We start from the raw sequence: 13512 nt of genomic DNA, 5'->3' as shown, positions 1-13512 counted from the left end.
TCCAATCCCTACTCTTCCGGCGCGTTCTCGATCGGATCAAACCGGCTCGCATCGAGCCCGAGCAGATTCCACGACTGCTGCATGTGCGGCGGCAATGGCGCGGTGGCGTCGATCACGCCGCCGCGGGGATGCGGAATGACGATGCGGCGCGCCAGCAGATGCAGCCGGTTTTGCAAGCCGCCCGGCAGCTGCCAGTTCTCGATGTTGAAATATTTGGGATCGCCGACGATGGGGTGGCCGATATGCTCCATGTGGGCGCGCAGCTGGTGGGTGCGGCCCGTCACCGGCTTCAGCGACACCCAGGTCAGCTTGTTGCCGGCGGTCTCGACCACCGCATAATACGTCACCGCGTGGCTGGCACCTTCGTCGCCATGCTGGGCGATGCGCATGATGGTGTCGTCCTCGCTCTCTTCCTTCGCGAGGAAGGTCGAGATGCGGCCCTGCTTCGGCTTCGGCAGACCCGGCACCAGCGCCCAATAGGTTTTTCGCGCGGACCGCGAACGGAACGCGCCGGTCAGATGCGAGGCGGCAAACCGCGTCTTGGCGATCAGGAGACAACCCGAGGTCTCCCGGTCGATGCGGTGCACCAGGCGCGGCTTCTGACCCTTGGAATCGCGCATCACCTCCAGCATCTGGTCGATGTGCCGTGTCATGCCCGAGCCACCCTGCACGGCGAGGCCGAGAGGCTTGTTCAGGACGAGGACGTCGTCGTCCTCGTAGATCGTCATCTCTTTGAGCGCCTGAAGCGTCTTTTGGGCACCTTCCGACAGCTCACCGGCGGCCTTCGGCGTGTCGAGCTTCAACGGCGGAATGCGGACGCTCTGGCCCTCCTCCAGCCGATCCTTGCTGTCGACACGCTTGCCGTCCACGCGCAGCTCGCCTTTGCGGACGACGCGCTGGATGTGGGAGAACGACAGGCCGGGAAAGCGCGCTTCCAGGAAACGATCGACGCGCATGTTGTTCTCGTCAGCCGTCACCTTGACGGTCTGCACCTTCGTCGGCAGCAGCGCCTCGACGGGCTTTGCCGGCGCAGGCGCTTCGGGCGCAGCCTTGGGCGGCCGCCGCTCAGCACGCTCCGCCGCAAAGCGCGGCGGCTTCGCACCCGGCTTGCCACCCGGCCGTGGTCCCGCCTTCTTCGCAGTGCGCGCCTTGAACGGACGCGAATCGTCGCGCTCGTCACGCGAGCGGGGCTTTGGGTTCATTCTCTTGATGCGGCGGCTCATGGTTGCCTGCGTACCCTAAAAGCCGGCTCCCGTCACGGCGAAATGGCCGCTTCTAGCGCGAGCCTCCCCGCTCCTTCCGCAGCTTGGCCCAGTAATCCAGCCGCTTGCGGATCTCGCGCTCAAAACCGCGCTCGGGCGGGTCGTAGAAGGTCTGGCGGCCCAGGGCTTCCGGAAAGTAGTCCTGGCCGGAGAAGGCGTCGGGGGCGTCGTGGTCGTATTCGTAGGCCGCGCCGTAGCCCTCCGACTTCATCAGCTTGGTCGGGGAATTGAGGATGTGCTTTGGCGGTAGCAGCGAGCCGGCCTGTTTTGCGACCTGCATCGCGGCCTTGAAAGCCGTGTAGACGGCATTCGATTTCGGCGCGGTGGCGAGATAGACGACGGCTTGCGCGATCGCGAGCTCGCCCTCGGGATGGCCGAGGAAGTCGAAGGCGTCCTTGGCCGCGTTGGCAATGACGAGCGCCTGCGGATCGGCAAGGCCGATGTCCTCGACCGCCATGCGTACGACGCGGCGGGCCAGGAACAGCGGGTCCTCGCCGGCATCGAGCATGCGCGCGAGGTAATACAGCGCGGCGTCGGGGTCGGAGCCCCGCACCGACTTATGCAGCGCCGAGATCAGGTTGTAGTGACCGTCGGCCGACTTGTCGTAGATCGGCGCGCGGCGCTGCAGGATCTCCTGCAACTGCGCCGCGTTGAAAATCTCGTCCGCCCGCGCCGAACGCCAGACCTCCTCGACAAGCGTCAGCGAGGCCCGGCCGTCGCCGTCGGCCATGCGCACCAGCACAGCGCGCGCCTCGTCATCGAGCGGCAGCTTGCGGCCCTCGACCTCTTCGGCATGCGCGAACAGTTTTTCGATCGCGGCGGCATCGAGCGAGCGAAACACCAGCACGCGCGCGCGAGAGAGCAACGCCGCGTTGAGCTCAAAGGACGGGTTTTCGGTGGTCGCGCCGACCATCACGACGGTGCCGTCTTCCATGACGGGCAGAAACGAATCCTGCTGGGCGCGATTGAAGCGATGCACCTCGTCGACGAACAACAGCGTGCCCTTGCCCATCTCGCGGCGGGCGCGTGCGGCGTCAAACGCCTTCTTCAGATCGGCGACGCCGGAGAACACCGCGGAGATCTGCTCGAAATGCAGATCCGTCGCATCCGCCAGCAGCCGCGCCACCGTGGTCTTGCCGGTGCCGGGCGGGCCCCAGAACACCAGCGAGCCGAGCGTGCGCGTCTCCAGCATGCGCGTCAGCGCACCGTCGGGACCGAGGATATGGTCCTGGCCAACGACCTCCGACAGCGCGCGCGGGCGCAGCCGGTCCGGCAGCGGATGCGGAGCCTCGTGGTCGAGCCCCGCCGCGGCGAAGAGAGTTGGCGTCTCCTGTGGTCGCTTCGGGCTCATCCGCCCAGCGTGACGTTGATCTGCTGGCCGCCACGCACCAGCGTGATGCGCCAGATCCGCGGCCGTTCGCCCGCCGCCTTTTCGAGGTCGGCAGTCCTGCCGATCTTCTGGTTGTTGACGGCGAGGATGATGTCGCCCTTCTGGAAGCCGACACTCGCAGCCGCGCTGTCGCCGCCGAGATCGGTGATCACGACGCCTTCGGTGTCGGCGTCCAGATGCAGCTCGTCGGCAACCGCCGGCGTGATGGACGAGACCTTCGCGCCCTGGAACGGCGAGCGCGCGGTGACGACGAGTTCGTTGCGGCCGGAGTCGGGTGCGGTCTCGAGCGAGATCGTGACCTTGAGTGGCTTACCGCCGCGCTGCACGTCGATCTGCGCCGTGCCGCCGAGCGGACGCGTGGCGAAACGGTAATCGAAGGCGTTGGGATCATCCACGGTCTGGCCGTCGATCCCGGTGATGAGGTCGGAGGATTTCAGGCCGGCCTTGGCCGCAGGGCCGGTCGAGACCACGCTTGCGACCAGCGCGCCGGTCGGCGAACGCAGGCCGAGGCTCTCGGCGATCTCGGGCGTCACCGCCTGCAATTTTGCCCCTAGCCACGGCCGCTTCACCGCCTTGCCGCCGCTCTTGGCGGAGGCCACGACGACGCGCACCATGTTGGCGGGGATCGCAAAGCCGATGCCTTGCGAGCCGCCGGAGCGCGAATAGATCGCGGTATTGATGCCGGCGAGCTTTCCGCTCATATCGACCAGCGCGCCGCCGGAATTGCCGGGATTGATGGCCGCATCGGTCTGGATGAAGAACTGGTAGTCGGTGATGCCGACTTGGGTGCGCGCGAGCGCCGAGATGATGCCGTGGGTCACGGTCTGGCCGACGCCGAAGGGATTGCCGATCGCGAGCACGACGTCGCCAACCAGCAGCTCGTCGGAATTGGTGAAGTCCAGGGTCGGAAACTTTTCCTTGGTGTCCTTCAGGCGCAGCACGGCGAGATCGGTGCGCGGATCCTTCAGCAGGATCTCGGCCTCGAATTCCCGCTTGTCCGACAGCGATACTTTCACCTGGTCCGCGCCCTCGATGACGTGGACGTTGGTGACGACGAGGCCGGAGGCATCGACGATGACACCGGAGCCCAGCGAGCGCTGCATCTGCTCGGGCTGCTGGCCCGGTACGCCGAAGAAGCGGCGGAAGATCGGGTCGTCCAGCAGCGGATTGCGGTTCTGCACCACCTTGCCGGCGTAGACGTTGACGACGGCCGGCTGCACCCGCTGCACGATCGGCGCATAGGACAGCCGCAGCTCGGCGGGCGAGGACGGGACACGACGGTCCTGCGCGGCGGCCGGATTGAGGTGGGCTGAAAACGCTATGCACAATGCCGTGATGACGGCGGTCCGGGTCGATCGAAACATTCCTACCTCTCGGAAAAGACGCCGGAATATAGGCGCGTTCGCCCGCCAATAGAAGGGCGCCAGGGGGCATTATTCAGCCGCCTTTCCGGTGTGTCCGCCTTGCAAGTCCCGCATGCGAAATGACAATTTACCTGGGCGGTGGATTGGCATGATGCGCGTCATCCACCATTGTGGTGTCGAGCGGATTCGGTTGCGGCGAATTGGCATCAGTGGGAACCGCGCAACCGGGCGCAGCGTCGCGGGGCAGTCATCGTTCATACCTAGGCTCTCCCGTTGCGACTTGGGGAAGTTCGTCAAACGATGGAGTCATGATGTGAGCAGGACAAGACTTGCAGCCACCGCGATTGGTCTCGCCGGTGCGCTGGCGGCCTCGCAGGCCCAGGCCCAAACGGCAAGCAGCAGCGATCAGGAGATCGCACTGCTGAAGCAGCAATTGAAGATGCTGGAGCAGAAGCTCGACAAGCTCCAGAGCCAGACCGCCGCCAACACGGCGGCCACGGCGAAGGCCAAAGTCGAAGCAAAGGCAGAGGCCAAGGCCGAAGCGCGCTCGGAGGCGAAGGCGGTCGTGGCCAATGCCAGCGCGGCGATCCCGCTCAAGGGACCGGCGCCCGCGTCCGGCGCCGTCGTGACGATGCCGAACAACCGGCCGACCATCTGCACCGCCGACGGGGCGAACTGCGTCGCGATCACCGGTCGCGTGCACTACGATATGGGCGGCTATGACTATCGTCCCAACACGGCGGCAACTGTGCCGCAAAAGCTGGACAGCGGCGAAAACGTGCGTCGCGCGCGCATCGGTGTCGTCGGCAAATTCCTCGAAGACTGGAATTTCGCGCTGATCTACGATTTCGGAGGCTCGTCCGACGGATTTGGCGGCACGGGCGCCGCCGGCGCGACCCCTGTCGGCTTCCTGCCGGGCGGAGGCACCTCCGGCATCGAGAATGCTTGGGTGAGCTACACGGGGCTGAAGCCGTTCGGCGGCAAGATGGCAATCGAAGCCGGCATCATGGACCTTGCCTGGACCCTGGATGAATCCACGAGTTCCAACGACATTGCCTTCATGGAACGCGCCTCGGTCGGCATCATCGCGCAAAATATCGCCGCCGGCGACTTCCGTTCCGCCGCCGGTGCCCGCTGGTACAATGACGTGTTCTGGGCCGGCGCTTACGTGACCGGCCCGACCTCGGGTGCCATTCACTCGGCCTCGAGCGTGTCACCTCCCGGGACCAGCGAGCAATACGGCGCGACCGCCCGCGTTGCGGGTCAGGTCGTGAGCGGCAACGACTACTCCGTGCATCTCGGCGCCGACGCGGAATGGCTGATCCAGCCGCCGCGCAATCTGCTCGCGAACACGCAAACGCTCACGCTCAGCGATCGTCCCGAGCTGCGCATCGATCCCACGACGCTGATCTCGACCGGTGCGATTGCAAATGTGTCGGGCGCGCAGGTCTATGGCGTGGAAGCCGCGGCCACCTATGGACCGCTCTGGGTCCAGGGCGAATACTACTGGTTCAACATCGATCGCGGTGCGAACACCGCGGTGGCGCCCATCGGTACGTCGAGCCTCAAATTCCAGGGCGGCTACGCACAGGCGGCCTATGTCCTGACCGGTGAATCGCGCAAGTACAATCCGAGCAACGCGGCCTATGGCGGCGTCAAGCCGAACAATCCGTTCTCGATCAACGGCGGCGGCTGGGGTGCCTGGGAGATCGCCGGTCGCTACTCGACCATAGATCTGAACGATCAGTTGGCGACCGCCGCCGGCATCGCCGGCGGGCGGCAAACCGTCTACACGCTGGCGCTCAACTGGTACGTCAACGGCAATGTGCGCTTCATGCTCGACTATCTGCATGGCACGGTGTCGAAGCAGGCCTCGGCGGTGTCGGCGGCGGACACCGGCTCGAAGTTCGATGCGGTCGCGTTGCGCACGCAGTTTGCGTTCTGATGCAATCTCTTCCGGGAGCGGCACAGTCCGCTCCCGGAGAGTTACGCTGCGCGCTTCGGCTTCTTGACCGGCTCCGCTGCGGGCGGCGGCGCGCAGGACAGCCGTTGCTGATGGCTCTCGCCCCAGGCCTTCAAAATATCGATCACCGGCCGCAGGCTCTCGCCGAGCTCGGACAGGCAATACTCCACGCGCGGCGGCACCTCGGCATAGACCTTGCGGATGACGAGCTTGTCCTCCTCCAGCGCACGAAGCTGCTTTGTCAGCATGCGCTGGGTGATGCCGGGCATCCGGCGGCGCAGTTCGCCGAAGCGCTGGGTGCCGTCCTGGAGATGGTAGAGGATCACGCCCTTCCACTTGCCGTCGATCAGGTCCAGCGTCGCCTCGACCGAGCAGCCGGGACGCCGGGTAAAATCTCGCCGCTTCATGCGTATTTTCCCAATAGTATCCAAACAGGGACTATATCCCCGAATTTACAGTACTTGCCAAATCGGGGCTAGCGGGACAGTTAGCGGGGTCAGGCGCAGATCACAAGCTACGCGCCATTTGATGGAGACAAGCCATGAAGGCCGTCGGCTACAAAAAATCGCTTCCGATCGAGGATCAGGACGCGCTGATCGATTTCGAGACCGCAAAGCCCGAGCCCAAGGGGCGCGATATCCGCGTCGCCGTGAAGGCCATCTCGGCGAACCCGGTCGATTACAAGGTACGCAAGCGTGCCGCCCCGCCCGAGGGCGAGACGAAGATTCTTGGCTATGACGCGGCCGGAATCGTCGATGCCGTGGGTCCGGACGTCACGCTGTTCAAGCCGGGCGACGAGGTGTTTTACGCCGGCTCGATCCTGCGCCAGGGCACCAATTCCGAATTCCACCTGGTCGACGAGCGCATCGTCGGCAACAAGCCGAAGAGCCTGTCGTTCGCGCAAGGAGCAGCCCTTCCCCTCACCTCCATCACCGCCTGGGAACTGCTGTTCGACCGGCTCGGCGCCGTGCCCGGCAAGAGCGTCGATCCGCGCACGCTGTTGATCACGGGCGGCGCCGGTGGCGTCGGCTCGATCCTGATCCAGCTCGCGCGACGCCTCACGGGCCTCACGGTGCTCGCGACGGCGACGCGGCCGGAGTCACAAAAATGGTGCCTCGATCTCGGCGCGCATGCGGTGATCGACCACGGCAAGCCGATGAAGGAGCAGATCGAGAGCTTGAGGCTGCCGCCGGTCGCGCTGGTGGCGAGCCTGACCTTCACCGACCAGCACTACAAGGCGATCGCCGAGTTCATGGCGCCGCAGGGCCGGTTCGGCCTGATCGACGATCCCCCGGAGTTCGCCGTGAGCACCTTCAAGGGCAAGGCGATCTCGGTACACTGGGAATCGATGTTCACGCGCTCCTCTTTCCAGACGCCCGACATGATCGCGCAGCATCATCTGCTCAACGACGTCTCCGACCTCATCGACAAGGGCGTGCTGCGCACCACGCTCGACCAGACCTTTGGCACGATCAACGCGGCCAACCTCAAGCGCGCGCATGCGCTGCTCGAAAGCGGCAAGTCGCGCGGGAAGATCGTGCTCGAGGGGTGGTAGGCAGCCGCAACGTTGGTGCGTGGCTGCGTAGGGTGGGCAAAGGCGCGCTCGCGCCGTGCCCACCATCTCGCAACGGGTGCGACAAAAGTGGTGGGCACGCTTCCGCCTTCGCTCTTCGAGCTACGGCGGACAAGTCGCTTTGCCCACCATACGGTGCCACGCTTCCGGTGCCACGCCTTCGCGTAGTCTCAGGCGATCGTGTTAACGATACCGCCTTCCGCGCGCAGCGCCGCACCGTTGGTCGCGGACGCTTCCTTCGACGCGACATAGACCACCATGTTGGCGATTTCGTCGACGCTGGCGAAGCGCTGGATCAGCGAGCTCGGGCGGTGCTGCTTGACGAAATTGGCCGCGGCCTCATCGACCGACTGGCCATTCTGCTTGGCGAGATCCTTCACGAAGGTCTCGACGCCTTCCGACATGGTCGGACCCGGCAGCACGGAATTAACGGTGACGCCGGTGCCGCGGGTGAGCTGCGCGAGGCCGCGGGCGACCGAGAGCTGGGCCGTCTTGCTCATGCCGTAGTGGATCATCTCGACGGGAATGTTGAGCCCGGACTCCGATGAGATGAAGACGATGCGGCCCCAGTTGCGCTTGAGCATGCCCTTCATATAGGCGCGCGACAGCCGCACGCCGCTCATGACGTTGACCTCGAAGAAGCGGCTCCAGTCCTCGTCAGGGATCTCGAAGAAGTCTTTTGGCTCGAAGATGCCGGCGTTGTTGATGAGGATGTCGACCTCCGGCAGCGCCGCCACAAGCGCCTTGCAGCCCGCTGCGGTCGAGACGTCGGCGGCGATGCCGCGGACCTTAAGGCCCGCCCCTTCCAGCTTGCGCACGGCGGCATCGACCTTGTCCTGGCCGCGACCGTTGATGACCACGCTCGCGCCGGACGCGGCGAGACCTTTTGCGATGGCGTGGCCGATGCCGGCGGTGGAGCCGGTCACGAGGGCGGTCTTTCCGGAAAGGTCGATCTTCATGAATCATCTCCATTGTTGCTGAAGCGGATATCGTGTCCAGCGCACGCCGCTTCAATCGCCACAAGTGCGAAATCGTAGGGTGAGACAAAGCGACTTGTCCGCCGCAGATCGAAGAGCGAAGGCGGAAGCGTGCCCATTTTTTCGACACGAGTTGAAAGCGAAATGGTGGGCACGGCACGCGAAGAGCGCACCTTTGCCCACCCTACGGCACTATTGCCGCGGCGGTAGCGTCCTGAGAAACGCGACGATGGCATCGAGATCCTGGGCCGTCATGCTGGCATAGGCAGCATAGGCCATCGGCGGCTTGAGCTTGTGGCCGTCGCGCGCGATGCCTTGCGTAATCGCACGTTTGATTTCGTCGTCGCTCCAGCCGCCCAGGCCGGCCGCGGGATCGGCGGTGATATTGGGGGAGATGGATTCGCCCCACGGCCCCTTGAACGTGCGGCCACCCTTGCCGCTCGCACCCGCGAAATCATGCACGGCGGACGGGCCCTCCGGCGTGTGGCATTCCAGGCAATGGGCGATGGTCAGGAGATAGCGGCCGCGCGCGAGCTTGTCGGAGAGCTCGGCCTCGGTCGCCTGCTTGCCGGCATAGGTCGGCGTTTCCGGCTTCAGCGCGATCCTGTATTCCGGCGCCGGCGTTTCGTGGCGCACTGCGGGTACTGAGCGCAGGTAAGCGGTAAGCGCATCGAGATCCCGGGCCGTGAGCACCGTGTAGAATGCGGTCGGCATGATTGGCGCGACCTTGGTCCCGTTCGGCCTGTGACCGCTGACCAGAAACCGCTTCAGCTCGGCATCGCTCCAGTTGCCGATGCCGGTGTCCTTGTCCGGCGTGATGTTGGAGCCGGTGACCTTGAAGGCAGGCTCATCGAAGACCTGGCTGCCGCCCGCTAGCGCGCGCGAGAGATCGAGGCCCTGCGGCCCGCGCGGCGTGTGGCAGTTGTGGCAGACCATCACGCTGTTGACGAGATAGGCACCGCGCTCGACCAGCGTCTCGCCAGAGGCCGGCGACATCAACAGCGCCAGCGTGATCCCAAGCACAATCCTCATCGACAGCCCCCCGGCCGGAATCGCGTTCACCAGACGATGCGCGGCATGAGATATCGCCGCGCCATACAAAAAAGCGGCGCCCAGGGGCGCCGCTTTCTGAAAACTGAGGTACCGGCCGGCTTACGCCGCCTCGGCTTCCTTCTCCTGCACCGGACCGGAGTCCTGGCCCTTGGCATCGACGTCACGGTCGACGAACTCGATCACGGCCATCGCGGCGTTGTCGCCATAGCGGAAGCCGGCCTTGATGATGCGGGTGTAGCCGCCCTGACGGTCCTTGTAGCGGGGCGCCAGCACGTCGAACAGCTTCTTGACCTGGTCCTTGTCGCGCATCTCGGAGATGGCCTGGCGACGCATGGACAGGCCGCCCTTCTTGCCGAGAGTGACGAGCTTCTCGACGATCGGACGGAGCTCCTTGGCCTTGGGCAGCGTGGTGACGATCTGCTCGTGCTTGATCAGCGCGGCGCACATATTGGCGAACATCGCGCGGCGATGCTCGGCCGTGCGGTTGAGCTTCCGATGAACCTTGCCGTGACGCATGTAACTATTCCTTAGTTTGAAACTGCCGCGACGGTTCGTCGGACATGTTGCTCAGGTGGGCTGCCTGCGTTCGCCCGCGAAAGCGCGTTGCGCTTTCGCTTTCTTGTTTGAGCATGATCCTTATCGGAAAACCGCTTCGCACTTTTCCGGGATCATGCTGCGCTCAGTAGTGATCCTCGAAGCGCTTGGCGAGCTCGTCGATGTTCTCCGGCGGCCAGCCCGGCACTTCCATGCCGAGATGCAGACCCATCTGGGCCAGCACTTCCTTGATCTCGTTCAGCGACTTGCGGCCGAAGTTCGGGGTGCGGAGCATTTCCGCTTCGCTCTTCTGCACGAGGTCGCCGATGTAGACGATGTTGTCGTTCTTCAAGCAGTTGGCCGAACGCACCGACAGCTCGAGCTCGTCCACCTTCTTGAGGAAGGCCGGGTTGAAGGCGAGGTCCGGGATGATCTCCTGGGCGACTTCCTTGCGCGGCTCTTCGAAGTTGACGAACACGTTGAGCTGATCCTGCAGGATGCGGGCGGCATAAGCCACCGAGTCATCCGGCGTCAGCGCGCCGTTGGTCTCGATCGTCATGGTCAGCTTGTCGTAGTCGAGGATCTGGCCCTCACGGGTGTTCTCGACCTTGTAGGAGACCTTGCGGACCGGCGAGTACAGGCTGTCGACCGGGATCAGTCCGATCGGCGCGTCCTCGGGACGGTTGCGCTCGGCGGGCACGTAGCCCTTGCCGGTGGCGACCGTGAACTCCATGCGGATCTCGGCGCCCTCGTCGAGCGTGCAGATCTGGAGGTCCGGGTTGAGCACGACCACGTCGCCCACGGTCTGGATGTCGCCGGCGGTGACGACGCCCGGGCCCTGCTTCTTCACGACCATGCGCTTGGGGCCTTCGCCCTGCATCTTGATCGAGATGTCCTTGATGTTGAGCACGATGTCGGTGACGTCTTCACGGACGCCAGCGATCGAGGAGAACTCGTGCAGCACGCCGTCGATGTGCACCGACTGCACCGCCGCGCCCTGGAGCGAGGAGAGCAGGATACGGCGCAGCGCGTTGCCGAGCGTCTGGCCGAAGCCGCGCTCGAGCGGCTCGGCGACGATGGTCGCGAAACGGGTCGAATCGCTGCCGGGCTGGATCTGGAGCTTGTTCGGCCGAATCAGTTCTTGCCAATTTTTCTGGATCGTCACTGTTTCACCCATACAGGCCAGTCAAACTGCTAGTGCAGACACTGGCGTTGGAGAAAGGCCGCGGATCATTCGCGCGGCTTTGCAAAAAGTCATTGCGGGCGACCAATGCGCCCGCAACTTGGTATCAAACGCGCCGACGCTTGCGGGGACGGCAACCGTTGTGCGGGATCGTGGTCACGTCGCGGATCGAGGTGACGGTGAAGCCCGCGGCCTGAAGCGCACGGAGCGCCGACTCGCGGCCCGAACCGGGACCAGCGACTTCGACTTCGAGCGTGCGCATGCCGTGCTCCTGCGCCTTCTTCGACACGTCCTCGGCGGCAACCTGCGCGGCGTACGGGGTCGACTTGCGCGAACCCTTGAAGCCCATCGTGCCGGCAGAGGACCAGGCAATCGTGTTGCCCTGCGCGTCGGTGATGGTGATGGTCGTGTTGTTGAACGACGAGTTCACATGCGCGACGCCGGAGGCGATGTTCTTGCGCTCACGACGACGAACGCGGGTGGCTTCCTTGCCCATAGAGTACCTTTCCTGAAGATCTCAAACGCCGCCGTAATGCCAGCGGCTACACCTGTGGAACGAAAGGCGTGTGGCGAACGGGATGTCCCCTGTTCGCCACACGCCGCGATTGGATTCGAAAACTTACTTCTTCTTGCCGGCGATGGCCTTGGCCGGACCCTTGCGCGTACGCGCATTGGTGTGGGTACGCTGACCGCGCACCGGCAGGCCACGACGATGACGCAGGCCGCGATAGCAGCCGAGGTCCATCAGACGCTTGATGTTGATGCCGACCTCACGACGCAGGTCGCCCTCGACGAGATAGTCGCGGTCGATCACTTCGCGGATCTGGAGCACTTCGGCATCGCTGAGCTGGTTGACGCGACGATCCTCGGGGATCTTCACCTTCTCCAGGATCTCACCAGCGATCTTCTGGCCGATGCCATGGATGTACTGGAGCGCGATCAGCACGCGCTTGTTGGTCGGAATGTTCACGCCGGCAATACGGGCCACGGCCTTCTCTCCTGTTGCCGATCCCTCGTCAGGAATCAGGCTTTAAGTGCTTGGTTTCTCGGGCAGGTGTTCACAAACGCGAACACGACGCCCACCCCTGGTCTTCCTGGGGCCCGGCATCGTTTGAAACTATCCGACTTGGATGCGGGGCTTATTAGGGGATTCAGGGGGCTTTCGTCAACCGCTGCTAGCGCTTAGCTCGCTTTTTCGTGACCTTTTTTGCGGCCTTTTTGGCACCTTTTTTGACAGCCTTCTTGGCGGTCGTTTTGGCTGCCTTTTTGATCGTTTTCTTGGCCGCCTTCTTGGCGCCCTTCACGGCCTTCTTGGCGGCCTTTTTAGCGGATTTGGCAGCCTTTTTGGCCGTTTTCGCCGGCTTTTTGGCTACCTTGGCCTTCTTGGTACCCTTCTTGGCAGGCCCCGACTTGGCCGCGCTGCGCGCTTGGGCCTTGCCATGCGTCTTGGGTTCGACCGCCCCGAGGGCCAGGAGCTGGCGGTGAATCGCGCGGGTCACCTCATCAATGGCCATCATGCCGTCGATGGTCGAGAGCTTCCGCCGCTCGGAATAGTAGTGAATCAGCGGTTCCGTCTGGCTGCGGTAGCTGGCGAGCCGCTTGGTCAGGACCTCCGGGGTGTCGTCGACCCGGACCTCCTCCCCGCGCTCCCGCATCTGGGCGACGCGGGTCTCGACGCGACTCAGCAGCGCGCTCTCGTTGACGCGGAGCTCGACCACGGCGTCGAGCTTGAGATGCTTGTGCTTGAGCAGCTCATCCAGCGCCTCGGCCTGCGGCACGGTGCGCGGGAAGCCGTCGAGGATGAAACCGTTCTTGGCGTCCGGCTGGTCGATGCGGTCGGAGATGATTCCCACCACGATCTCGTCGGGCACGAGGCCGCCGCTGGCCATGATCTCCTTGGCCTTCAGCCCGACCGGCGTTCCCGCCGCAACGGCCGCGCGCAGCATCTCTCCGGTCGAGAGCTGGACGATGCCATAGCGCTGCACCAGCAGTTGCGCCTGGGTCCCCTTGCCCGACCCCGGCGGTCCCAGAAGTATAATTCTCATCGGCGTACGCCCCCCGGATTGGTGAGCGATACGTCGCGCACCTGTGTTTGAAGTCCAATGACAGTGCAAATCATAATCGGCGTCGCACCGCTACCCATATCATAGGGGAGCAAATGCCAGGACGCCAAGAAGGCCTTTGAAATCAGTGATTGCGTCGCAGGGAGAGCA

General features: G+C 64.4%; 13 protein-coding genes. 2 read left to right on the top strand and 11 right to left on the bottom strand.

Annotation, left to right across the window (positions count from 1 at the left end; all coding sequences use genetic code 11):
- Positions 1–8: 8 nt before the first annotated feature.
- From ACVJ5M_RS20405 to ACVJ5M_RS20395, 3 genes are read right to left on the bottom strand one after another with little or no spacing between them, the layout of a single operon-like run.
- On the bottom strand, positions 9–1223 hold the full coding sequence (locus tag ACVJ5M_RS20405; RefSeq protein ID WP_354099940.1) for an RluA family pseudouridine synthase: 1215 nt from the start codon (positions 1221–1223) through the stop codon (positions 9–11).
- Positions 1224–1275: 52 nt separating this feature from the next.
- Positions 1276–2613 carry a replication-associated recombination protein A gene (locus ACVJ5M_RS20400; RefSeq protein WP_028151184.1) on the bottom strand — a complete coding sequence of 446 codons (1338 nt, stop codon included), beginning with the start codon at positions 2611–2613 and terminating at the stop codon, positions 1276–1278.
- Positions 2610–4016 carry a DegQ family serine endoprotease gene (locus tag ACVJ5M_RS20395; protein WP_354099939.1) on the bottom strand — a complete coding sequence of 469 codons (1407 nt, stop codon included), beginning with the start codon at positions 4014–4016 and terminating at the stop codon, positions 2610–2612. Before ACVJ5M_RS20395 ends, ACVJ5M_RS20400 begins: the two co-directional genes overlap by 4 nt.
- A 313-nt stretch (positions 4017–4329) precedes the next feature.
- Between ACVJ5M_RS20395 and ACVJ5M_RS20390 the strand changes: the two genes are divergently transcribed.
- Positions 4330–5961, top strand: a complete 1632-nt coding sequence (locus ACVJ5M_RS20390; protein ID WP_354099938.1) for an OprO/OprP family phosphate-selective porin — start codon at positions 4330–4332, stop codon at positions 5959–5961.
- 41 nt (positions 5962–6002) lie between these two features.
- Here ACVJ5M_RS20390 and ACVJ5M_RS20385 read toward each other — a convergent pair whose 3' ends face one another.
- Positions 6003–6386 carry a winged helix-turn-helix transcriptional regulator gene (locus tag ACVJ5M_RS20385; protein ID WP_354099937.1) on the bottom strand — a complete coding sequence of 128 codons (384 nt, stop codon included), beginning with the start codon at positions 6384–6386 and terminating at the stop codon, positions 6003–6005.
- Positions 6387–6520: 134 nt separating this feature from the next.
- Between ACVJ5M_RS20385 and ACVJ5M_RS20380 the strand changes: the two genes are divergently transcribed.
- Positions 6521–7534, top strand: a complete 1014-nt coding sequence (locus tag ACVJ5M_RS20380; RefSeq protein ID WP_283016849.1) for a zinc-binding alcohol dehydrogenase family protein — start codon at positions 6521–6523, stop codon at positions 7532–7534.
- A 188-nt stretch (positions 7535–7722) separates the two neighbouring features.
- Here ACVJ5M_RS20380 and ACVJ5M_RS20375 read toward each other — a convergent pair whose 3' ends face one another.
- The 7 genes from ACVJ5M_RS20375 to ACVJ5M_RS20345 all read right to left on the bottom strand — a co-directional run bounded on the left by ACVJ5M_RS20375 (position 7723) and on the right by ACVJ5M_RS20345 (position 13344).
- A complete protein-coding gene (locus ACVJ5M_RS20375; protein ID WP_354099936.1) occupies positions 7723–8511 on the bottom strand; it encodes an SDR family NAD(P)-dependent oxidoreductase in 789 nt (262 codons plus the stop codon).
- A 210-nt stretch (positions 8512–8721) separates the two neighbouring features.
- Positions 8722–9561: a c-type cytochrome gene (locus ACVJ5M_RS20370; RefSeq protein ID WP_283016850.1), complete on the bottom strand. Its 840-nt coding sequence runs from the start codon at positions 9559–9561 to the stop codon at positions 8722–8724.
- A gap of 120 nt (positions 9562–9681) precedes the next feature.
- Positions 9682–10098, bottom strand: a complete 417-nt coding sequence (gene rplQ / locus ACVJ5M_RS20365) for a 50S ribosomal protein L17 (protein ID WP_014494513.1) — start codon at positions 10096–10098, stop codon at positions 9682–9684.
- 163 nt (positions 10099–10261) lie between these two features.
- Positions 10262–11293, bottom strand: coding sequence for a DNA-directed RNA polymerase subunit alpha (locus ACVJ5M_RS20360; protein WP_038942308.1), 1032 nt, complete (start codon positions 11291–11293; stop codon positions 10262–10264).
- A gap of 112 nt (positions 11294–11405) precedes the next feature.
- Positions 11406–11795 carry a 30S ribosomal protein S11 gene (gene rpsK / locus ACVJ5M_RS20355; protein ID WP_007603045.1) on the bottom strand — a complete coding sequence of 130 codons (390 nt, stop codon included), beginning with the start codon at positions 11793–11795 and terminating at the stop codon, positions 11406–11408.
- Between the two features lie 123 nt (positions 11796–11918).
- Positions 11919–12287, bottom strand: coding sequence for a 30S ribosomal protein S13 (gene rpsM, locus ACVJ5M_RS20350; protein ID WP_014494511.1), 369 nt, complete (start codon positions 12285–12287; stop codon positions 11919–11921).
- A 187-nt stretch (positions 12288–12474) separates the two neighbouring features.
- Complete coding sequence (locus ACVJ5M_RS20345) at positions 12475–13344, bottom strand: adenylate kinase (RefSeq protein ID WP_354099935.1); 870 nt, start codon at positions 13342–13344, stop codon at positions 12475–12477.
- Between the last annotated feature and the right edge of the window lie 168 nt (positions 13345–13512).

Source organism: Bradyrhizobium sp. S3.7.6 (assembly GCF_054061875.1).
The sequence above is the reverse complement of the archived record's forward strand: the minus strand, read 5'-3'. Positions and strand labels throughout refer to the sequence as shown.

What these genes read in the sequence shown, in the direction of transcription:
- ACVJ5M_RS20405 (WP_354099940.1), bottom strand. Translation starts at nt 1,223, where the DNA reads ATGAGCCGCCGCATCAAGAGAATGAACCCAAAGCCCCGCTCGCGTGAC.
- ACVJ5M_RS20400 (WP_028151184.1), bottom strand. Translation starts at nt 2,613, where the DNA reads ATGAGCCCGAAGCGACCACAGGAGACGCCAACTCTCTTCGCCGCGGCG.
- ACVJ5M_RS20395 (WP_354099939.1), bottom strand. Translation starts at nt 4,016, where the DNA reads ATGTTTCGATCGACCCGGACCGCCGTCATCACGGCATTGTGCATAGCG.
- ACVJ5M_RS20385 (WP_354099937.1), bottom strand. Translation starts at nt 6,386, where the DNA reads ATGAAGCGGCGAGATTTTACCCGGCGTCCCGGCTGCTCGGTCGAGGCG.
- ACVJ5M_RS20380 (WP_283016849.1), top strand. Translation starts at nt 6,521, where the DNA reads ATGAAGGCCGTCGGCTACAAAAAATCGCTTCCGATCGAGGATCAGGAC.
- ACVJ5M_RS20375 (WP_354099936.1), bottom strand. Translation starts at nt 8,511, where the DNA reads ATGAAGATCGACCTTTCCGGAAAGACCGCCCTCGTGACCGGCTCCACC.
- ACVJ5M_RS20370 (WP_283016850.1), bottom strand. Translation starts at nt 9,561, where the DNA reads ATGAGGATTGTGCTTGGGATCACGCTGGCGCTGTTGATGTCGCCGGCC.
- rplQ (WP_014494513.1), bottom strand. Translation starts at nt 10,098, where the DNA reads ATGCGTCACGGCAAGGTTCATCGGAAGCTCAACCGCACGGCCGAGCAT.
- ACVJ5M_RS20360 (WP_038942308.1), bottom strand. Translation starts at nt 11,293, where the DNA reads ATGGGTGAAACAGTGACGATCCAGAAAAATTGGCAAGAACTGATTCGG.
- rpsK (WP_007603045.1), bottom strand. Translation starts at nt 11,795, where the DNA reads ATGGGCAAGGAAGCCACCCGCGTTCGTCGTCGTGAGCGCAAGAACATC.
- ACVJ5M_RS20345 (WP_354099935.1), bottom strand. Translation starts at nt 13,344, where the DNA reads ATGAGAATTATACTTCTGGGACCGCCGGGGTCGGGCAAGGGGACCCAG.